This window comes from Rhizobium sp. 01N447_2 (genome assembly GCF_056399245.1).
This window is the reverse complement of sequence record NZ_JBFTQY010000035.1, coordinates 16,152-36,911: the sequence shown is the minus strand read 5'-3', so window position 1 is coordinate 36,911 and position 20,760 is coordinate 16,152. Positions and strand designations below refer to the sequence as shown.

General features: G+C 62.5%; 16 protein-coding genes. 10 read left to right on the top strand and 6 right to left on the bottom strand.

Translation table 11 applies throughout. The annotated features are described in order from the left end of the window. The first annotated feature begins 98 nt into the window (after positions 1–98). Positions 99–2,702 (top strand): cell cycle histidine kinase CckA, encoded by a 2,604-nt coding sequence (gene cckA / locus AC1ECN_RS22310; protein ID WP_018072293.1) that lies wholly within the window; start codon positions 99–101, stop codon positions 2,700–2,702. 236 nt (positions 2,703–2,938) lie between these two features. Here the strand turns inward: cckA and AC1ECN_RS22305 are convergent, their stop codons facing one another. After that, positions 2,939–3,865, bottom strand: coding sequence for a pseudouridine-5'-phosphate glycosidase (locus tag AC1ECN_RS22305; RefSeq protein ID WP_026170914.1), 927 nt, complete (start codon positions 3,863–3,865; stop codon positions 2,939–2,941). A gap of 88 nt (positions 3,866–3,953) precedes the next feature. Continuing rightward, positions 3,954–4,901, bottom strand: a complete 948-nt coding sequence (locus AC1ECN_RS22300) for a carbohydrate kinase family protein (protein WP_018483693.1) — start codon at positions 4,899–4,901, stop codon at positions 3,954–3,956. Positions 4,902–5,130: 229 nt separating this feature from the next. Between AC1ECN_RS22300 and recA the strand changes: the two genes are divergently transcribed. Together recA and alaS are read left to right on the top strand one after the other, a co-directional pair. After that, complete coding sequence (recA, locus tag AC1ECN_RS22295; protein WP_003540131.1) at positions 5,131–6,225, top strand: recombinase RecA; 1,095 nt, start codon at positions 5,131–5,133, stop codon at positions 6,223–6,225. A 154-nt stretch (positions 6,226–6,379) separates the two neighbouring features. Beyond that, positions 6,380–9,034, top strand: coding sequence for an alanine--tRNA ligase (gene alaS / locus AC1ECN_RS22290; RefSeq protein ID WP_018072289.1), 2,655 nt, complete (start codon positions 6,380–6,382; stop codon positions 9,032–9,034). An 83-nt stretch (positions 9,035–9,117) separates the two neighbouring features. Here the strand turns inward: alaS and AC1ECN_RS22285 are convergent, their stop codons facing one another. Further along, positions 9,118–9,759, bottom strand: coding sequence for a LysE family translocator (locus AC1ECN_RS22285; protein WP_130661681.1), 642 nt, complete (start codon positions 9,757–9,759; stop codon positions 9,118–9,120). 127 nt (positions 9,760–9,886) lie between these two features. Here AC1ECN_RS22285 and AC1ECN_RS22280 point away from each other — a divergent pair, with 127 nt between their 5' ends. Next, the gene (locus AC1ECN_RS22280; RefSeq protein ID WP_477954118.1) at positions 9,887–10,738 is read left to right on the top strand and encodes an AraC family transcriptional regulator; all 852 of its coding nucleotides are present in this window, start codon (positions 9,887–9,889) and stop codon (positions 10,736–10,738) included. 70 nt (positions 10,739–10,808) lie between these two features. Here the strand turns inward: AC1ECN_RS22280 and AC1ECN_RS22275 are convergent, their stop codons facing one another. From AC1ECN_RS22275 to AC1ECN_RS22265, 3 genes are all read right to left on the bottom strand, one after another. After that, a complete protein-coding gene (locus AC1ECN_RS22275; RefSeq protein WP_130672660.1) occupies positions 10,809–11,435 on the bottom strand; it encodes a glutathione S-transferase family protein in 627 nt (208 codons plus the stop codon). An 88-nt stretch (positions 11,436–11,523) separates the two neighbouring features. Then, positions 11,524–11,970, bottom strand: coding sequence for a GNAT family N-acetyltransferase (locus AC1ECN_RS22270; RefSeq protein WP_130672659.1), 447 nt, complete (start codon positions 11,968–11,970; stop codon positions 11,524–11,526). 71 nt (positions 11,971–12,041) lie between these two features. After that, positions 12,042–13,253 (bottom strand): NADP-dependent isocitrate dehydrogenase, encoded by a 1,212-nt coding sequence (locus tag AC1ECN_RS22265; RefSeq protein WP_064246881.1) that lies wholly within the window; start codon positions 13,251–13,253, stop codon positions 12,042–12,044. Between the two features lie 187 nt (positions 13,254–13,440). Here AC1ECN_RS22265 and AC1ECN_RS22260 point away from each other — a divergent pair, with 187 nt between their 5' ends. The 6 genes from AC1ECN_RS22260 (at position 13,441) to AC1ECN_RS22235 (ending at position 20,720) form a co-directional block, all read left to right on the top strand. After that, entirely contained in the window at positions 13,441–13,968 is a 528-nt protein-coding gene (locus AC1ECN_RS22260; protein ID WP_130661678.1) for a hypothetical protein, read from the top strand. A 97-nt stretch (positions 13,969–14,065) separates the two neighbouring features. Further along, positions 14,066–16,105: an FUSC family protein gene (locus tag AC1ECN_RS22255; RefSeq protein WP_477954115.1), complete on the top strand. Its 2,040-nt coding sequence runs from the start codon at positions 14,066–14,068 to the stop codon at positions 16,103–16,105. A 4-nt stretch (positions 16,106–16,109) separates the two neighbouring features. Continuing rightward, positions 16,110–16,940: an RNA methyltransferase gene (locus tag AC1ECN_RS22250; RefSeq protein WP_477954113.1), complete on the top strand. Its 831-nt coding sequence runs from the start codon at positions 16,110–16,112 to the stop codon at positions 16,938–16,940. Then, positions 16,921–17,724 (top strand): glutamate racemase, encoded by an 804-nt coding sequence (gene murI, locus AC1ECN_RS22245; protein ID WP_018492939.1) that lies wholly within the window; start codon positions 16,921–16,923, stop codon positions 17,722–17,724. The genes AC1ECN_RS22250 and murI overlap by 20 nt, the downstream gene beginning before the upstream one ends. Before the next feature lie 96 nt (positions 17,725–17,820). Beyond that, positions 17,821–18,996, top strand: coding sequence for an MFS transporter (locus AC1ECN_RS22240; protein ID WP_130661676.1), 1,176 nt, complete (start codon positions 17,821–17,823; stop codon positions 18,994–18,996). A gap of 209 nt (positions 18,997–19,205) precedes the next feature. Continuing rightward, entirely contained in the window at positions 19,206–20,720 is a 1,515-nt protein-coding gene (locus AC1ECN_RS22235; protein ID WP_130661675.1) for a helicase HerA domain-containing protein, read from the top strand. Positions 20,721–20,760 lie beyond the last annotated feature (40 nt).

Here is a 20,760-nt window from a genome sequence, read left to right as displayed (position 1 = left end):
GTGTTTTTGCCGACGCGGCAAATTGCTAAGAAGGAAAGAGTGCCTGATTCCTGCTTCGTGTTCGTGCTACGAAGCGGGAGGGCTTATGTGAGGAATATATGACGAAACCGCGTCAGGCCGACGACTATAACGCACCGCTTGTGGATCGTGGGGGGCGTTCTGGCACGGTCTTGCGCATTCTTCTGCTGGCGCTCGTGCTGATCGCGGCGGCGGGCGCCTTCGTCTTCTTCAAAAAGTCGCTCGACAACGAGGTCGTGCTTGGCGGTCTCGGCGTGCTTGCCATGGTCGGCATTTTCTTCCTGGTATCCTCGGTTATTGGCTTCATCGAGGTGATGCCGCAGCGCCAGTCCGACAGCCTGGCGCGCGCCTTCCTCAACAGCCATCCAGACGGTACGCTGATCACCGATGAAAAAGGCCGGATCATCTATGCCAATGCCGCCTATGGCGCGCTGACCGGCGCGCGCAAGGCGACCGAGGTGCAGACGCTGGAAACGCTGCTGTCGCGCCACCGCGAATCCAACGAGGCGCTCTACAGGCTGGTCAACGGCCTGCGCGAGGGCAAGGAAGGCCGGGAGGAATTTCGCCTGCTGCGCGCCGTCGGGCCTGGCAGCAACAGCTCCGGCGCGCATTGGTACCGGCTGAAGGCGCGGCTGCTGCAGCCGGAGGAGAACGGCGGCAAGCCACTGCAGATCTGGCAGATCACCGACATCACCACCGAGCGCGACGACCAGGAGCGCTTCTTCAAGGAATTGCAGAACGCAATCGATTATCTCGACCACGCGCCGGCCGGCTTCTTTTCCGCCGGCAGGAAGGGTGAGATCTTCTACCTGAATGCGACGCTTGCCGAATGGCTTGGCCTCGACCTCACCAAGTTCGTGCCGGGCTCGATGACGATCGGCGACGTTGTGGCGGGCGAGGGCCTGGCGCTGATCCAGTCGGTGCAGGCCGAACCGGGTCTGAAGAAGACCGTGACGCTCGATCTCGACCTGCGCAAGAGCAACGGCCAGAGCCTGCCGGTGCAGATCATCCATAGCGTCACCTCGATGCGCGACGGCGCACCCGGCGAAAGCCGGACGATCGTATTGGCGCGTGAAAAGAGCGATGCCGGCGGCCAGTCCGCTTCGGCCGCCGCCATGCGCTTCACGCGCTTCTTCAACAATACGCCGATGGCGATCGCCTCGGTCGACGGCAACGGGCGAATCTTGCGGACCAATGCGCCGTTCCTGAAGATGTTTTCCGGCGTCGTTTCGCGCGACGATCTCGAAAAGGCGCCGCATCTCGAAACCATCGTGCAGGAGAGCGACCGGCCACAGCTGGCCGCGGCGCTGGCGGCGGCCAAGGACCGGCAGGGCGACATCGCGCCCCTCGACACCCGCACGCCGACCGACGAGGCGCGCTATTTCCGCTTCTATGTCAATGCCGTTATCGACCAGAGCGACGAGGCGCCCGAGGAAGCGGCGATCGTCTATGCCGTCGAGGTGACCGAGCAGAAGGCACTGGAAGCGCAGATGGCGCAGACGCAGAAGATGAATGCTGTGGGCACGCTCGCCGGCGGCATCGCGCATGATTTCAACAACGTGCTGACGGCGATCCTGCTTTCCGCCGACCATCTGCTGCTGCAGGCGCGGCCGGCCGATGCCAGCTTTGCCGACCTGATAGAGATCAAGCGCAACGCCAACCGCGCCGCCGTGCTGGTGCGCCAGCTGCTCGCCTTCTCGCGCAAGCAGACGATGCGGCCCTCGGTGCTGAACCTCACCGATGTCGTCGGCGACCTGCGCATGCTGGTCGACCGGCTGCTTTCCGGCACCAATGTCAAGCTCGACGTGCAATATGGCCGCGACCTCTGGCCTGTCAAAACAGACCTTTCGCAATTCGAGCAGGTGCTGATCAATCTCTGCGTCAATGCGCGCGACGCAATGCCCGAAGGCGGCAAGCTGACATTGCGCACTCGCAATCTGACCGCCGCCGAGGTCTCGGCCTTCAACTATTCCTATATGCCGGCCGAGGACATGGTGCTTGTCGAAGTCGCCGATAATGGCACCGGTATCGCACCAGAGATCATGGACAAGATCTTCGAGCCGTTCTTCACCACCAAGGATGTCGGCAAGGGCACCGGTCTTGGCCTCGCCATGGTCTATGGCATCGTCAAACAGTCGGGCGGATATATCCAGCCGGAATCCGAAGTCGGCAAGGGCACGACCTTCCGCGTCTTCCTGCCGCGCCACATCCCGGAGCCGGCAGTGGCGGCAGAAGCGGGGTCGATCGACGGCGCCATCGCCGGGGCCGAAGTGGTGCCGCTGCCAGTTTCGCCGCAGCAGCCGGAAGACCTGACGGGATCGGCCGTCATCCTTCTCGTCGAAGACGAGGAGGCGGTACGCCGCGGCGGCAAGCGCATGCTGGAAACGCGCGGCTATACCGTGCATGAGGCGGGCTCGGGCGTCGAGGCGCTGAGCATCTTGGAAGAGCTCGACGGCAAGGTCGATATTGTCGTTTCCGACGTCGTCATGCCCGAAATGGACGGCCCGACGCTGCTGCGCGAACTGCGCAAGACCTATCCAGATATGAAATTCATCTTCGTCTCAGGTTATGCCGAAGATGCCTTTGCCCGCAATCTGCCGCCGGAGGCGAAATTCGGCTTCCTGCCGAAGCCTTTTTCGCTGAAGCAGCTCGCGGTCGTCGTCAAGGAGACGTTGGACGGGTGAGGGAGGTTTGACGGAGAGGTCGTGCCGTGTAGGCCCCCCCTCTGCCCTGCCGGGCATCTCCCCCACAGGTGGGGAGATCACAAGGGGCGAACGCTTCCCATCACATCAACGCTTCACCGAGTTGAAAGGGACATTTGTTCAGAAAGCCGGTGCTTCCAGCCGATCTCCCCACCCGTGGGGGAGATGCCCGGCAGGGCAGAGGGGGCTTGCTCGGCATAACCGGCAGCCCGTGGCTTTCATTCACCCAGCGCCACCGCGATTTCAGCGGCGAGCCGCGCGTTGTTTTCGACGAGCGCGATATTGGTCTTGAGGCTTTGGCCATCCGTCAGGTCGAAAATGGTCGACAGAAGATAGGGTGTGACCGCCTTGCCGGTGACTTCGTCGCGCTCGGCGCTGTCGAGCGCCCGCTCGATATAGATTTCCATCTCCTCGCGCGCGATCTCGTCGGCCTCGGGCACGGGGTTGGCGACGAGCATGCCGCCGTCGACGCCGAGCTGCTCGCGCACCGTCTGGAAATTGGCGATGGCGGCCGGACTGTTCAGCGACAGCGGGCTGCGAATGCCCGAGGAGCGCGACCAGAAGGCGGGGAATTCCTCGCTCTCATAGGTGACGACAGGCACGCCGCGGGTTTCCAGCACTTCCAGCGTCTTCGGAATGTCGAGGATCGCCTTGGCGCCGGCGCAGACGACGATGACGCCGGTGCGAGCGAGTTCCTCGAGATCGGCTGATATATCGAAGCTTTCCTCGGCGCCGCGATGCACGCCGCCGATGCCGCCTGTGGCAAAGACGCGGATGCCGGCGCGCGCCGCCGCAATCATCGTCGCCGCAACCGTGGTGGCGCCGGTGCGGCGCTCGGCGATGGCGAAGGCGAGATCGGCGCGCGACACCTTCATCACTTCGGTCGCCTTGGCGAGTTGCTCCAGCTCCGCGGCTTCAAGGCCGATATGCAGCGTGCCGTGAATGACGGCGATCGTTGCCGGCACCGCACCCTGTTCGCGAATGATCGCCTCGACGCTGCGGGCCATCTCGATATTGCCGGGATAGGGCATGCCGTGGGTGATGATCGTCGATTCCAGTGCCACCACCGGCGCGCCGCGCTGCTTGGCGCTGGCGACTTCCTTCGAATAGGCGATCGGCAGAAGAGGGGAGATGGGCTTGGTCATGGTCTTGTCCTGTGATCGACAGAGCATGATGCCGAAAAGTGCGAGCGGTTTTCGAACGACATCATGCTCAACTATTTAATTAGCCGCTTCAATGCAGAATTCTGACCTTGGGAACAAGGGCAAGCGCTTCATTCAGCAGATCGGGTGTCAGATTTTCGTTGACGGCATGCCGCGACTGCACCGTCAGCGTGGCAGCCGCGGTGCCGTGGCGAACGGCTTCTTCGAGCGGCAGGCCTGATATCAAGGCGGCGAGCGTGCCGGCCGCAAGTGAATCGCCGGCACCGGTGACATCGGCGACGGTCTCGGCGATCGGCGGCTGCAGCGTCACGGCGCGGCGACCCTCGCACAGTGCGACGAGCTCGCGCCGGCCGCGGGTGATGACGGCGTTCCTGATACCGATCTCGTTCAGCAAAGGCGGCCAGCCGGCGGCGTCTTCCGGCCGCTCACCGGCAAGGGCGGCCGCTTCAGCCTCATTCAGGAACAGGTAGTCGATATCGCCGATGCACGGTTTCAGCCTGACGACCTTGGCAGGCGAGATGGCGATTGCCGCAACGGGCTTGCCTAGAGAATGCGCCTTTGCGACGATCGCCGCGATCGTCTCTTCCGGCAGGTTGGCGTCGAAGAGGATGAAATCATGGGCGGCGAAGGCCTCCCGCACCCAGCGGATGGAGAGACGTCGCGGCACGAAGAAGCGGTAAAGATCCATGTCTGCAAGGGCGATCACCAGATTGCCGTCCTTTTCGATGATCGCCGTGTAGCTCGGCGTCTTGCGGTCGAGGAAGACGAAGGGCCGGTCGTCGATGCCGGCGAAATCGGCAGCTTCTCCGACCGTCTCGCCCATCGGATCGCCGCCGCGCGGTGAGATCATCGTCACCTGAAAACCGAGTCTTGCCAGGTTGCGCGCCGCATTGAAGCCACCACCGCCCGGCTCCTCGAACCAGGTGCCGGGATTGCTGGCGCCGGGCGCCGTCTCGCCGGAGATGCGGCCGCGCCGGTCGATATGGGCGCCGCCGAGAACAAGAATCTTTTTCTTCATCCGATCCGCTCTCCCGATGCCCGAAGGACGAATCGATACGGTGCGCCTAGCGGCGGTTGAGTCGGCACTTTTGGCTTAAGCCGTTGCTTTTCATCGATAAAACAAATACAGAACACGTGCCGTTTTACCTTTTTCTTTCAACTGTTTGGTCGCCTATTGCGAGAATGGAACAAATAGGGTACAAACTCGACATTGCTTGAGCGGCTTCAATAACCTAAAGGTGGATCGGATGTCTCAGAATTCATTGCGGCTGGTAGAGGACAAATCGGTGGACAAAAGCAAGGCGCTTGAAGCGGCACTCTCACAGATAGAGCGGTCGTTCGGCAAGGGCTCGATCATGAAACTCGGCTCCAACGAGAATGTTGTCGAGATCGAGACGATCTCGACCGGCTCGCTTGGCCTCGATATTGCACTCGGCGTCGGTGGCCTGCCGAGGGGCCGCATCATCGAAATCTACGGGCCGGAAAGCTCCGGTAAGACGACGCTTGCACTGCAGACGATTGCCGAAGCGCAGAAGAAGGGTGGCATCTGCGCCTTCGTCGATGCCGAACATGCGCTCGATCCCGTCTATGCCCGCAAGCTTGGCGTCGACCTGCAGAACCTTCTGATCTCGCAGCCCGATACCGGCGAGCAGGCGCTCGAAATCACCGATACGCTGGTGCGCTCCGGCGCCGTCGACGTTCTTGTCGTCGACTCGGTCGCTGCACTGACGCCGCGCGCCGAAATCGAAGGCGAGATGGGCGACAGCCTTCCCGGCCTGCAGGCGCGACTGATGAGCCAGGCGCTTCGCAAGCTCACCGCTTCGATCTCGAAGTCGAACACCATGGTGATCTTCATCAACCAGATCCGCATGAAGATCGGCGTSATGTTCGGCTCGCCGGAAACGACGACGGGCGGCAATGCGCTGAAATTCTACGCCTCCGTGCGCCTCGACATCCGCCGCATCGGCGCGGTCAAGGAGCGCGAAGAGGTGATCGGCAACCAGACCCGCGTCAAGGTCGTCAAGAACAAGATGGCGCCGCCCTTCAAGCAAGTCGAGTTCGACATCATGTATGGCGAGGGTGTTTCCAAGACCGGCGAACTGGTCGATCTCGGCGTCAAGGCCGGCATCGTCGAAAAGTCGGGCGCCTGGTTCTCCTATAACAGCCAGCGCCTCGGCCAGGGCCGCGAAAACGCCAAGACCTTCCTGCGCGACAATCCGGATCTCGCCCGCGAGATCGAACTGTCGCTGCGCCAGAATGCCGGCCTGATCGCCGACCGCTTCCTGCAGAACGGCGGACCGGACCCCGATGACGGCGATGGCGATGCCACTGCGGAAATGTAATTTTCGCGCCTAAACTCATCGGACAGTTCCAACCGGCCGCATTCCTGATGAGAATGCGGCCGGTTTTGTTTGTCTGCTGGACAGTGGCGGGGGTGAACGTTAAAAGCCGATGAATTTAAATTTACCTGCCTCCGGCAGCATTGAAGGGCATAGCATGAGCGGTGTGAACGATATCCGGTCGACCTTCCTCGACTATTTCAAGAAGAACGGCCACGAGATCGTTCCGTCGAGCCCGCTCGTGCCGCGCAACGACCCGACGCTGATGTTCACCAATGCCGGCATGGTGCAGTTCAAGAACGTCTTTACCGGCCTCGAAAAGCGCCCCTATTCGACGGCGACGTCTTCGCAGAAATGCGTGCGAGCCGGCGGCAAGCACAACGACCTCGACAATGTCGGCTATACTGCACGCCACCTGACCTTCTTCGAGATGCTCGGCAACTTCTCCTTCGGCGACTATTTCAAGGAGAATGCGATCGAGCTTGCATGGAAGCTCGTCACCGAAGGCTTCGACCTTCCGAAAAACCGCCTGCTGGTGACCGTCTATTCCGAGGACGAGGAAGCTGCGACGCTGTGGAAGAAGATCGCCGGCTTTTCCGACGACAAGATCATCCGCATCCCGACCTCCGACAATTTCTGGCAGATGGGCGATACCGGCCCCTGCGGCCCGTGCTCGGAAATCTTCATCGACCAGGGTGAGAATGTTTGGGGCGGCCCTCCGGGCTCCCCGGAGGAGGATGGCGACCGGTTCCTGGAATTCTGGAACCTTGTCTTCATGCAGTTCGAGCAGACCGAACCTGGCGTCCGCAACCCGCTGCCCCGCCCGTCGATCGATACCGGCATGGGGCTGGAGCGCATGGCCTGCATTCTGCAGGGCGTTCAGAGCGTGTTCGACACCGATCTCTTCCGCACACTGATCGGCACCATCGAGGAGACGATGGGCGTCAAGGCGGAAGGCAGCGCCAGCCACCGCGTCATCGCCGACCATCTGCGCTCCTCGGCCTTCCTGATCGCCGACGGCGTGCTTCCGTCGAATGAGGGCCGGGGTTATGTGCTGCGCCGCATCATGCGCCGCGCCATGCGCCATGCACAGCTGCTCGGCGCCAAGGAGCCGCTGATCTACAAGCTGCTGCCGACGCTGGTGCAGCAGATGGGCCGCGCCTATCCGGAACTGGTGCGCGCCGAGGCGCTGATCTCGGAAACGCTGAAGCTGGAGGAAAACCGCTTCCGCAAGACGCTGGAGCGCGGCCTGTCGCTTCTGTCGGACGCGACGACGGATCTTTCCAAGGGCGATATGCTGGATGGTGAGACCGCCTTCAAGCTCTACGACACCTACGGCTTCCCGCTCGATCTGACGCAGGATGCACTGCGTGCCCGTGAGATCGGTGTCGACATTTCCGGCTTCACCGATGCGATGCAGCGCCAGAAGGCCGAAGCCCGCTCGCACTGGGCCGGTTCCGGCGAGAAGGCGACGGAAACCGTCTGGTTCGAGCTTAGGGAAAAACACGGTGCAACCGAATTCCTGGGTTACGACACCGAAACGGCTGAAGGCGTCGTGCAGGCGATCGTCAAAGAGGGCGCGGTTTCGACCGAGGCCAAGGCCGGCGACAAGGTGCAGCTCGTCGTCAGCCAGACGCCGTTCTACGGCGAATCCGGCGGCCAGATGGGCGATACCGGCGTGATCTCGTCCGACCACGGCAAGATCGAGATTTCAGATACGCAGAAGAGGGGCGAAGGCCTGTTCGTGCATCAGGGTACTGTCGTCGACGGCGTRTTCAAGGACGGCGATGCGGTCGTGCTGACGGTCGATCACGCCCGCCGTTCGCGGCTGCGCGCCAACCATTCTGCGACCCACCTGCTGCACGAGGCGCTGCGCGAAGTGCTCGGCACCCATGTTGCCCAGAAGGGTTCGCTGGTCGCGCCCGAGCGCCTGCGCTTCGACGTTTCGCATCCGAAGCCGATGTCGGCCGAGGAACTGAAGATCGTCGAGGATATGGCAAACGAGATCGTGCTGCAGAATTCGCCGGTTACAACGCGGCTGATGAGCGTCGACGATGCGATCGCCGAAGGCGCGATGGCGCTGTTCGGTGAGAAATATGGCGATGAAGTCCGGGTCGTGGCTATGGGAGAGGGTGTGCGTGGTGCCAAGGCCGGCAAGCCCTATTCGATCGAACTCTGCGGCGGCACGCATGTCGGGGCCACCGGCCAGATCGGGCTGATCCGCGTTCTCGGCGAAAGCGCCGTCGGCGCCGGCGTTCGCCGTATCGAGGCCGTCACCGGTGAATCGGCGCGCGAATATCTGGCCGAACAGGATGAACGCGTGAAGACGCTTGCCGCCTCGCTGAAGGTGCAGCCGGGCGAAGTGCTGTCGCGTGTTGAAGCGCTGATGGATGAGCGCCGCAAGCTTGAAAAGGAACTGGCTGACGCCAAGCGCAAGCTCGCCATGGGCGGCGGGCAGGGCGGCTCGGCCGATGCCGTGCGCGAAGTTGCCGGCGTCAAGTTCCTCGGCAAGGCGATTTCGGGCGTCGATCCCAAGGATTTGAAGGGACTTGCCGATGACGGCAAGACCAGCATCGGGTCGGGCGTCGTTGCGCTGGTTGGCGTTTCCGACGACGGCAAGGCAAGTGCTGTCGTGGCGGTGACGCCGGACCTCGTGCAGCGCTACAGCGCCGTCGATCTCGTCCGCATCGCATCCGCCGCCCTCGGCGGCAAGGGCGGCGGCGGCCGCCCCGACATGGCGCAGGCCGGCGGCCCCGACGGCTCGAAGGCCGATGAAGCGATCGAGGCGGTTGCAGTGGCACTTGCCGGCTGAACTGCCGCCTGACAACAGTTTGAAATTCAAACCGGCTGCGAGATCATGGATTTCGCAGCCGGTTTTGTTTTCAGCGACCGTGGTCACTCGATGTTCAGCTTCGGCTGCAACGCCAGGCGGCAGGCGAGCCCGGTGAAGACCGTTGCCAGGACATATTGCGGCAACTTCGGGAAACGGCTCGCCGATTGGAGTCTCGAACGGATCGTGCTTCCGAGGAAAATCACGGCGCCGTTCACGACGAGGCCGATGCCGTTCAGGACGCTTGCAAGTATCAGCATCTGCATCGTCAGCGATCCGGCTGACGCATTCACGAATTGCAGAAAGAGCGCCATGACGAAGAGCGCCATCTTCGGATTGAGCAGATTGGTGGCAAGGCCCGCAAAGAAGATACGCCGGCCCGACAGCCGCTTCAGCGTCGATGCCGGCTGAAAGGCGGCGCCTTCCGAGCGGACCGTCTTGTAGGCGAGATAGAGAAGATAGCAACAGCCGGCCCAGCGCACCGTCTCATAGGCGGCCGGCACGGTCATGAAGAGCTGCGACAGCCCAAAGGCTGCGGCAATGGCGTGGCAATAGGTGCCGAGCGCGATGCCGGCATAGGTCAGGAAACCGGCAGCGCGTCCCTGGCTGATGCTGCGAGAGGCGATCAGCAGCATGTCGGGACCGGGCGTGGCGGTCAGCACCAGCGCTGCGGCGGCAAAGAGCATTAATGTTGAAAAATCCGGCATCTATCATTCCTTTTGAGTTCGAGCCGGAATTCCGGTCTACGCAGGATTCGCCGAAGGTTCAAGTCCGCAGGATTTGTCAAATCGGGTTATGGTTCTCTCAAGCCGATCGATTTGCACGAGGTTCGACATGAATGGCGAAACGGCATGGGCACTTTATGAAAACCGTCTGAGACGGGTTTCGGCCTATATTCACGACCACTTGGATGAGGAGCTGGATATGGAGCGCCTTGCCGAAATCGCCTGCATGTCGAGCTATCATTGGCACAGGATCTACCGGGCGATTTACGGCGAGACGCTGGCGGCCACCGTCAAGCGGCTCAGGCTGCATCACGCGGCGGGCGAGATCGTCGGCACGGAACTTGCCGTCAGTGAAATTGCGAAGCGATCAGGTTATCCCAATCTCCAATCCTTCAATCGTATCTTCAAGTCGGTCTACGGCATRCCGCCGGCCCGCTATCGGAGAGAGGGAAGCCACACAGCCTATGAGCCCTCACCCAACGGAAAGACCAAAGTCATGTTAGACGTTACCATACGTGAGATCGCGCCGATCGAGCTGATCGGCGTTGCCCATACCGGTTCCTACATGCAGATCGACAAGGCCTTCGAGACGCTGTTCGGCACGCTTTACGCCCGCGGCCTCGCCAAGCCCGACATGCGGATGATCGGCGTCTATCTCGACGATCCCGATATCGTGCCGGAGGAAAAGCTGCGCTCGATCGCCTGCGTCACCGGCGCTGCCGACGTGCCGGCCGATGCGCCGTTCGAGCGGCGCAAGATCGAGGGCGGCGATTATGCGGTGCTGCGCCACAAGGGGCCCTATGCCAATATGCCGAAGTCTTATCAGTGGCTCTTTGCCGAATGGCTGCCGAAATCCGGCCGGCAGCTGAAGGACAGGGTCATGTTCGAGGAATATCTCAACAATCCGCGCGAGGTTCCGCCGACCGAGCTTCTGACTGATATTCACATGCCGCTTGTCTAAAAGTCGTCGATTGAGGGCGCGGCGGATCTGCCGCGTCCCCGGACGGTCAAGCGACCGCGTCCTGGAATTTTCAAGCGGCCTGCATGGTCTTGATGGCTTCGTCATCAAGGGCGTTCGCCCGTTTGTAGGCCTCACGCTGGCTGATGCGGCCGACATAATCGAGGAAGGCCTGGCGTCTTTCGATGCCGCCGAATCCGATGCCCCAGCCGATATGGGAGCCGACATAGACGTCGGCGGCAGTGAAGCGCTCGCCGGCGACGTAGGTCGAAGCGGAGACGGCTTTCTCAAGCGTGTCCATGACGTCGCCGAAACCGCCGCAGCCGGCCATGCGCAGGCGGTCTTTCGGAATTTCGAAGCCGAGACCCTTCATCGTTACCGCCGATTCGAGCGGGCCGGCGGCAAAGAACATCCAGCGGTAATAGCGGGCGCGCTCCTCCGGCCTCGGCGCCAGGGCCTTTTCGGGGAAGGTCTCAGCGAGATAGGCGCAGATCGCCGCGCATTCGGTGACGATGGTATCGCCGTGGCGGATTGCCGGCACCTTGCCCATCGGATTGACCGCGAGATATTCCGGCGCCTTCATGGTTTCGCCGAAGGTAAGGAGTTCGGTGCGATAGGGCTGGCCGATCTCCTCCAGCATCCAGCGCGCGATGCGGCCGCGCGACATCGGGTTCGTATAGAATACCAGTTCTTCAGCCATGAGATCCTCCTCGTGTTCCCGTTATTTTGCGGCCTTGCCGTTCCCCGGAATCAATAGTGCGGCGGGGCCTTTGTGCAACCCCAGGCCTTTAAAGCGCCTTGCGGTACTGGATGAAACCCGAGCGCTCGGCGATCCTGTCGTAGAGCCGCCGCGCCGTTGCATTGGTTTCGTGCGTCATCCAATAGAGCCTGCCTGCGCCGTTGGCGCGGGCGAGGTCGGCGACGGCCTCGATCAATGCGGCACCGGTGCCGAGCCCGCGCTGGCTGTTGTCGACATAGAGATCCTGCAGGTAGCAGGTCCATTGCGGCAGCCAGCAGGAGCGGTGAAAGATGGCATGCACGATGCCGACAAGATGGCCGTCTTCATCGAACGCGCCGAGCGCATGCATCGGTTCGTCAGGATCGTGGAAGCGAGCCCAGGTGAGATCGGTGGTGTCCGGCGGGATGACCACTTCGTAGAAGCGCTGATAGGCCTCCCACAAGGGTTCCCAAGCGGCACGGTCCGAGGATTCGAGCGGTCGCAGGATGGCCGTCATCGGTTCATTCTCCCAAAATGAAAACGGCGGGGAAATCCCCGCCGCTTCGATGTTATCTCGGAAAGGCCGGCTTACGCCATGGCCTTCTGCAGGTTCTGGTCGATCTTGTCGAGGAAGGCAGTGGTCGAGAGCCACGGCTGGTCGGGGCCGATCAGCAGCGCCAGGTCCTTGGTCATGAAACCGGATTCGACGGTGTCGACGCAGACCTTTTCGAGCGTCGCGGCGAAGCGGGCAAGCTCGGCATTGTCGTCGAGCTTGGCGCGGTGCGCCAGGCCGCGGGTCCAGGCGAAGATCGAGGCGATCGAGTTCGTCGAGGTTTCCTGGCCCTTCTGGTGCTGGCGGTAGTGGCGGGTGACCGTGCCGTGAGCGGCTTCGGCTTCGACCGTCTTGCCGTCGGGCGTCAGCAGAACCGAGGTCATCAGGCCGAGCGAGCCGAAGCCTTGAGCGACGGTGTCGGACTGGACGTCGCCGTCATAGTTCTTGCAGGCCCAGACGTAGCCGCCCGACCACTTGAGCGCCGAGGCGACCATGTCGTCGATCAGGCGGTGTTCGTAAGTGATGCCGGCTTCCTTGAACTGATCCTTGAATTCGCTCTCGTAGACCTCCTCGAAGATGTCCTTGAAGCGGCCGTCATAGGCCTTGAGGATGGTGTTCTTGGTCGACAGATAGACCGGCCACTTGCGCATCAGGCCATACATCATCGAGGCGCGGGCGAATTCGCGGATCGATTCGTCGAGATTGTACATGGCCATGGCAACGCCGGCGCCCGGTGCGTTGAAGACTTCCTTCTCGATGACGGTGCCGTCTTCGCCGACAAACTTGATCGTCAGCTTGCCCTTGCCGGGGAACTTGAAATCGGTGGCGCGGTACTGGTCGCCGAAGGCGTGGCGGCCAACGACGATCGGCTTGGTCCAGCCGGGAACGAGGCGCGGCACATTCTTGCAGATGATCGGCTCRCGGAAGATSACGCCGCCSAGGATGTTGCGGATCGTGCCGTTCGGGCTCTTCCACATTTCCTTGAGGTTGAATTCCTTGACGCGGGCCTCATCCGGCGTAATCGTCGCGCATTTGATGCCGACGCCGTATTTCTTGATGGCGTTGGCGGCGTCGACGGTGACCTGGTCGTTGGTGGCGTCGCGGTTTTCGACGGAGAGGTCGAAATAGTCGATATCGAGGTCAAGATACGGATGGATCAGCTTATCCTTGATGAGCTGCCAGATGATGCGCGTCATTTCATCGCCGTCGAGATCGGCGACGGGATTGGCGACCTTGATCTTGTTCATGTATCTGCCTCGTTCGAGCTTCAATGGGGACCGGCGTCCCGGGTGGGTGATGTGATGAGGAGCGCTATAGCATTGTGATCAGGGAACGCAAAGCTGCAAGGGGCTCGACAATGCGTTTTTGCCGCCATTGCCAAGCGCCGGAAATTAGCTAGTGTCCGCCTCAACTGCCGCCCCCGGACATTCGACCATGAAGACAATCGCCGTTGTTATCGCAAGCCTTATCGCCTTTTCTGGTATCGGTCACGCCGCCGACTTCATTGCTCCGGTGAAGGAGATCATGGAGGCGACCAAGAGCAACTGGGCCGACAACAACAGCGACTGGACCGACATCTTCGATGCGAGCCGGCTCGACCGTCTTTACAGCCGCGATTTCGTCGCGAAATACCAGGCGGCGGCGCAGTTTCCCGCCGTCGACGACGACGGCATTTCGCCCTTCGACTACGACGTCATCGTCAACGGCCAGGATGCCTGCCCGCTGGAGGATCTGAGGATGGCGGCAGCGCCTGTGGTCGACGGCGTAGCCGAGGTGACCGTGCGCTTCAAAAAATCCGCCTGCTCGGACGCTCCTGACGGCAAGGACTATACGACCGTTCATTTCCTCGTGGTCGAAGAAGGCGGCAAACCCGTCATCGACGATATCGTCACCGAGAATATCGAGACGCAGGCCCGCGATTCCCTGAAGGCGACGATGGCGCTGATTGCCAAGGGCCAATAGGCGCGTAACATTCAAGAGCATCGGGATTCGAACTCGGGCGGTTTGATTTCCGCTCGTGCGGCGGTATCTGTTGATCCCTGGGCGGCATGAGGGGCTCTTGCATTTGTTTTCCGGTTTTCAGTTCCGCGACTGGCTGCTTGCCAACGATCCGGCGCTTTCGCGCSTGCGCATGGCTTCGCGGGTGACGCTGACGATCGTTTTCTCCTTTTTGGTCCTCCTCGCCATCCAGATGTTCATCGTGCCGTTGCCGACGGCGGCTTTCGGTCTTGGCATCGTCCTGTCGATCGAGGGTGGGGTGGCGGTTCGCGACAAGGGCAATACGCGACAACTGGTGACGCGGCTTTTCGGTTGCGTCGCAAGCCTCGGCGTCGTCGCCATCGCGGCGGGCCTCGAGGATCGCCGTTTTCTCTCCGATCTCGTCTTCCTGGTGGTGATCGCGCTCGCATCGGCGGGCCGCGTATTCGGGCCGCGCGGTTTTGCGATCGGCATGTTCGCCTTCACCTCCTATTTCATGGGGTCTTATTTCCGGCCTTCTCTTGCCGAGCTGCCTGATGTGGCGATCGGCCCCGTTGTTTCGGTGCTCTTCGGGCATCTGGTGAGAGCTGTGCTCCTGCCGGATGATTGGCGGCGCGACCTGCTGCGCTCGCTCGAAAGCGTGCGCGGCCGGATCAACCAGATCCTCTTCAAGCTCGCCGCCCTTGCCGGTGGCGCCGAGATCGGCGAAGCCGACAGGCAGGAGCTGCGTCAGCTGGAAGACCGGCTGAAGGAAGTGGTGCTGATGGCCGAAACCTTCATTCCACGCCCGGCCGGCGGGGTTTTCGATGCCACCGCCGATCCCGCCGCAGAACTGGCGATCCGGCTCTTCGATGCGCATCTCGCTGCTGAGAGCGCGATCGTGCTGAGCTTCCAGAGCCAGCCGCCCTTCGCACTCGTCCATGCGGTGATCGAGGCGGATGCAGCCGAACTTGCACCCTATAGCGCCATGGCGGAAGCCATCAGGGACGAGCCGCAAGGCGAAACCGTGCGGGCGCTTCTCTGGCTCGGCGAGGCGCGGCAGCAGCTAACGCAGGCGATCGGCGAGGGGCAGGCCTCCGGCTTTGCCGGCATCGATGCCGTCAAGGACACTGCGCAGTCTGAAAAGATCGACTTTTCCTTTGCCAATCCGCTGCTGCGGTCGGCGCTGCAGATCACGCTCGCCTCGGCGCTTGCCATGGGCTTCGGTCTGCTTCTGTCGCGCGAACGCTGGTTCTGGGCGGTGCTTGCCGCCTTCCTCGTCTTCACCAATACCAATTCGCGCGGCGACACGGCGATGAAGGCGCTGTCGCGCTCGCTCGGCACGGTGTTCGGGATCGCCATCGGCCTCCTGCTGGCGACGCTGATTTCGGGGCAGCTGGCGATCGCCATTCCGGTTGCGGCCGTATGCATTTTCCTCGCCTTCTATTTCCTGCAGGTTTCCTATGCGACGATGACCTTCTTCATCTCGATCGTGCTCTGCCTGGTCTACGGCATGACCGGGGTGCTGACGCTCGACCTGCTGCAGCTGCGCATCGGCGAGACCGTGATCGGCGCGGTGGCCGGAACGGCGGTCGCCTTCCTGGTCTTCCCGGCCCGCACGCGCGGCGCGCTCGATGCGGCACTTGCCCGCTGGTTCCAGGCGCTGGACGAGTTATTGAGCGCGATCGGCGAAGGCAAGAGCGGTTTTGCGCTGATTGCGCTGTCGCAGAAGATCGATGCCTGCTACCGCGACGTGACGGTGGCCGCCAAGCCGCTCGGCTCGTCCTGGTCGGTGGTGACGCGTCCGGGCCAGATCCGCCAGACGCTGGCGATCTTCCTCTCCTGCACCTACTGGGCGCGCACCTTGGCGAAGAGTTCCACAGCGCCGGTCGAAGCCGACGAGCTGAAGAGGCTGATCGCGGCGGATCTGGCGCTGATGAAGGATGCGGCCGCGCAAGGCTCGACCTGTTTCTTCATCGAGCGCAAGGCGTCGCGGACGACAGGACGGCATCTGCCGCTGTCGCGCGAGGGCGCCAGACTGGGGCTCGAAATGATCGGTTCAGCGCTGGAAAGGCTCTATCCGCAGGCTGATGTCTTGCCGTTTGCACCGGGCGAGGTTATTGCGCGCTCGAAACAGGGATAAGGTCATGGCAGGCACGAACAGCGAGCGTCAACTTCTGGCCGAAGGGCCGGCCATCATTCTGGTCGAGCCGCAGATGGGTGAGAATATCGGCATGGTGGCGCGTGCCATGGCGAATTTCGGCCTTGCTGAACTGCGCCTCGTCAATCCGCGCGATGGCTGGCCGAACGAGAAAGCCCTGGCGACCGCCTCCAAGGCCGATCACGTCATCGAGGCGACCAAGGTCTACGATACGCTGGAACAGGCGGTCGCCGATCTTAATTTCGTCTACGCGACGACGGCGCGCGAGCGCGACGGTTATAAGCCGGTGCGTTCGCCCGTCATTGCCGCCGAAACGCTTCGGGCGAGGTTTCGCGCCGGCGAGGGCACCGGCATCCTCTTCGGGCGCGAGCGCTGGGGGCTGACCAACGAGGAGGTGGCGCTTGCCGACGAGATCGTCACCTTTCCCGTCAATCCGGCCTTTGCTTCGCTGAACATCGCCCAGGCCGTGCTGCTGATGTCCTATGAGTGGATGAAATCAGGCATGGAGGATCTCGGCGCCGTGCCCTTCCAGGCGATGGGGCAGACGCCCTCGACCAAGGAACAGCTGTTCGGCCTGTTCGACCAGTTGGAGGAGGCGCTCGATGCGCGCGGTTATTTCCACCCTGCCGGGAAAAAGCCAAAAATGGTCGACAATCTGCGCRCTGTCTTATCCCGCCGAGCCTTCACGGAGCAGGAAATCAGCGTGCTGCGCGGCGTCATCTCCTCCCTCGACCGCTTCTCGCGCAAGAGCCCGCGCGGCGGCCGGTTCCCGACAGCGGCCAAGGAAACACCGCCAGATGACAGCGCCGACGCATGAGCTGAAACCCGTCCTCGTCTTCGATTCCGGCATTGGCGGGCTGACCGTCTTGCGCGAGGCGCGCGTGTTAATGCCGGAACGCGGCTTCATCTATGTCGCTGACGATGCCGGCTTTCCCTATGGCGGCTGGGAGGAACAGGCGCTGAAGGAGCGGGTGATCGGCCTCTTCGGCCGGCTGCTCGAAGAGCACGACCCGGAAGTCTGCGTCATCGCCTGCAACACGGCCTTCACGCTCGTCGGTGCGGATCTGCGCGCCGCCTTCCCGCAGATGACCTTCGTCGGCACGGTGCCGGCCATCAAGCCTGCCGCCGAGCGTACGCGCTCCGGCCTCGTTTCGGTGCTTGCCACCCCCGGTACGGTCAAGCGCGCCTATACGCGCGATCTCATCCAGTCCTTTGCGCAGCAATGTCATGTGCGGCTCGTCGGCTCGGAAAACCTGGCGCGCATGGCGGAGGCCTATATCCGGGGTGACGTGGTTTCCGATGAGGCGGTGCTGACCGAGATCGATCAATGTTTCGTCGAGAAGGACGGACAAAAGACCGATATCGTCGTGCTCGCCTGTACGCATTATCCCTTCATGGCCAATCTATTTCGCAGACTGGCGCCTTGGCCGGTGGACTGGCTGGATCCGGCAGAAGCCATTGCCCGGCGGGCGCGCACACTCGTTCCGCAGATCGCTGATGCCGTTCACCCCGATAATTTCGACTTTGCCGTCTTTACATCCGGCAATCCCGATTTTGCGACGCGCCGACTGATGCAGGGTTTCGGTCTCAGCACGCGATAAGGCACTGCGCGCTTTATTTCACCGGCGTCATCGCGCAACATCTCTGTGGGGAATCGCGGGCGGGTGTTTGCCGCTCAAGACATAAAGGGATGCGCCGTGCCGCTGCAAAGACTTGTCATGCTGATCTTCTTTCTACAGCCGATAGCCTTTGGCGCCTGGTTGCCGCGCATTCCTGATATCCAGGCGAAGCTTGAACTCGGCACCGCCGATCTCGCCGTCGCACTTCTGGGATTGCCGATCGGCACGCTGATCACCCTGCCGTTTGCCGGCCGCCTCGTCTCGCGCATCGGCGGGCGCATGGCGATCATCTATGGTTTCATCTTCTTTCTTGCCGTGGTTTCGCTTCCAGCCTTCGCGCCCAGCGTCATGCTGCTATTCTTCGCCTTGATTGTCGTTGGGGTCGCGCTTTCGACGGTGGAACTCGGCATGAATGTCGAGGCCGATGTGACGGAGAAGGCGACGGGGCTGATCATCATGAGCCGCTGCCACGGTTTCTGGAGCTTCGGCATCATGGCCGGCAGCCTGATCGGCGTTGGTGCCATAGCCATCGGGCTTTCGCCGCACTGGTCGATCCTGATCACGGCGATCGTCATCCTGCCGGCTGCGCTGATTGCCAGCCTGCGCCTGCCGAAATTGCCGGAAAGTCACCATGCGGAGAATTCGCAGGCAATGACCGGCTTCAAGCTGCCCAGTCTTGCTCTACTCGGGATCTGCGCCTTCGTCTTCGGCGTGACGATGACCGAAGGTGCGATCGCCGATTGGTCGGCGGTCTATCTCCGCGATGTCATGAATGCAGAAGGCGCGCAAACCGGCCTCGGTTATTCAGTTTTCGCTTTCATGGTTGCGGCGGGGCGCTTCAGCGGTGATTACACGAAAGGCCGTTTCGGCGCGGTTGCCATTGCCCGTGGCTGCGGCATCGCCTCGCTTGCCGGCATGCTCGTCGTTCTCCTTGCACCGGCGACGCCGCTTGCGCTACTCGGCTTTGCCGCAGTCGGTGTCGGCGTCTCGGTCGGGTTTCCGCTTGCGGTGACGGCCGTCGCTTCGCTGACTGACCGCCCGCCCGCTTCAAGCGTTGCGACGCTCTCCTTCGCAGCCCTGACCGGCTTTCTCATCGGGCCGCCGATCATCGGCTTTCTCGGCGAACTCCTGGGCTTGCGCGCGGGGCTTGCGGTCTTGCTGGTACCGCTTTTCGTCAGCCTGCTCTGCACACGTTTGCTGATTCCGACGCAGAAGGACATGGCGGGCGACCTCGTCGAGCGCGAGGCAGTGTGAAGCCTTATTTCCCTGGAGCGCCGTGCATCCATTTGGACGCACGGCGCTCTATCTTTTTGAATGTAGGCATTAGGCTTTCCGAAAATTGATTCCGATATTCAGGCCGATGCTGTAGGGCTGGCTTTCCCTGTGGGTTCTTGAAGGTTTGACGACAACAGTGCCTGCGAATCTGCTAGAGACGGGCCGGGAATTTGTAAGGGGAATGGGACGTGCAGGTTGGCATCGATATGGGATTGGCGTCCGGCAGCCCGGCGACGCTCGATATCGAGGAGCTGCTGGCGACCCGTCTGCTCGTGCAGGGCAATTCCGGATCGGGCAAGTCGCATCTGCTGCGCCGGCTGCTCGAGCAATCGGCGCAATGGGTGCAACAGGTCATCATCGATCCAGAGGGTGATTTCGTCACGCTCAGCGACAGGTTCGGCCATGTCGTGGTCGACGGTGAGCGGACCGAGGCGGAGCTTGCCGGCATCGCCAACCGCATTCGTCAGCATCGCGTTTCCTGCGTGCTGACGCTCGAAGGCCTCGATCTCGAAGACCAGATGCGCGCCGCCGCCGCCTTCCTCAACGGCATGTTCGATGCCGATCGCGAATACTGGTATCCGGTTCTCGTCGTGGTCGACGAGGCGCAGATGTTTGCGCCGTCGGTCGGCGGCGACGTCTCGGAAGATGCGCGCAAGATGTCGCTCGGCGCGATGACCAACCTGATGTGCCGCGGGCGCAAGCGCGGGCTTGCCGGCGTGATCGCGACGCAGCGGCTTGCCAAGCTCGCCAAGAACGTCGCCGCCGAGGCCTCGAACTTCCTGATGGGCCGCACCTTTCTCGATATCGACATGGCGCGCGCTGCCGACCTGCTCGGCATGGACCGGCGCCAGGCCGAGATGTTCCGCGACCTGAAGCGCGGCAATTTCGTCGCTCTCGGACCGGCGCTTTCGCGCCGGCCGCTGCCGATCCAGATCGGCGCGGTGGAGACCTCGGCGCGTTCTTCCAGCCCGAAGCTGATGCCGCTGCCGGATGCGCCTCAGGATGTCGAGGATCTGATCTTCACGCCCGATCCGGAGGAATTCCAGCGGCCGCTGGTGCGCCGCGCCCCTCCGGCGCCGCGGCCGACGACCGATATTCTGGCCGAACTCTCGCGCTCGACGCCGGCGGCATCGGCGGTACCTGCTGAGGCGAGGGCGAGCCAGGTGGAAGTCTCCGCCGAGGAGCGGGAGGAGCGCCTTGCCGGCGTGCTTGCCGAAATCCTCGACGATCCCACTTCCGCCTTCCGTACCGATTCGGTGCTCTACCAGGATTTTCTGGTAAGACTGCGCATGCGCCGGGTGCCGGGACCGCCGATCGCGCTGCCGGATTTCCGCCGGCGCGTGGCGATCTCGCGCTCCGGCGTCGATGCGGCAACGGCCGCGACCGATGCCTGGGCGACAGCGCTGTCGCTGTCTTCAACTGTCACCGACGACCTGCAGGGCGTTTTCCTGATGCTCGCCAAGGCTGCCGTCTGCGGCGAGCCGTGCCCGTCGGACGCCCGCATAGCCCGCGCCTACGGCACCCATTCCGCCCGCCGCGCGCGGCGTCTGCTCGGCTATTTCGAGGAGCAGGGCATCGTCGTCGTGCACGCCGATTTTTCCGGCAAGCGGATCGTCGCTTTCCCGGACATGGACTGCCAGACGGTGCCGGGCGACGCCAACGCACCTGATGCTGGCGGGGACCAAGCGCTGGCGGCGGAATAGTGGCGCTTTCGGGGTTTGCCGCTGTTGACATTTTCATGAC

Coding starts and splice junctions, on each gene's coding strand:
- AC1ECN_RS22270 (WP_130672659.1), bottom strand. CDS start 11,970: ATGACGGCCATCCTGCGACCGCTCGAATCCTCGGACCGTGCCGCTTGG.
- AC1ECN_RS22275 (WP_130672660.1), bottom strand. CDS start 11,435: ATGGCTGAAGAACTGGTATTCTATACGAACCCGATGTCGCGCGGCCGC.
- cckA (WP_018072293.1), top strand. CDS start 99: ATGACGAAACCGCGTCAGGCCGACGACTATAACGCACCGCTTGTGGAT.
- AC1ECN_RS22260 (WP_130661678.1), top strand. CDS start 13,441: ATGAAGACAATCGCCGTTGTTATCGCAAGCCTTATCGCCTTTTCTGGT.
- AC1ECN_RS22300 (WP_018483693.1), bottom strand. CDS start 4,901: ATGAAGAAAAAGATTCTTGTTCTCGGCGGCGCCCATATCGACCGGCGC.
- murI (WP_018492939.1), top strand. CDS start 16,921: ATGACAGCGCCGACGCATGAGCTGAAACCCGTCCTCGTCTTCGATTCC.
- AC1ECN_RS22285 (WP_130661681.1), bottom strand. CDS start 9,759: ATGCCGGATTTTTCAACATTAATGCTCTTTGCCGCCGCAGCGCTGGTG.
- AC1ECN_RS22305 (WP_026170914.1), bottom strand. CDS start 3,865: ATGACCAAGCCCATCTCCCCTCTTCTGCCGATCGCCTATTCGAAGGAA.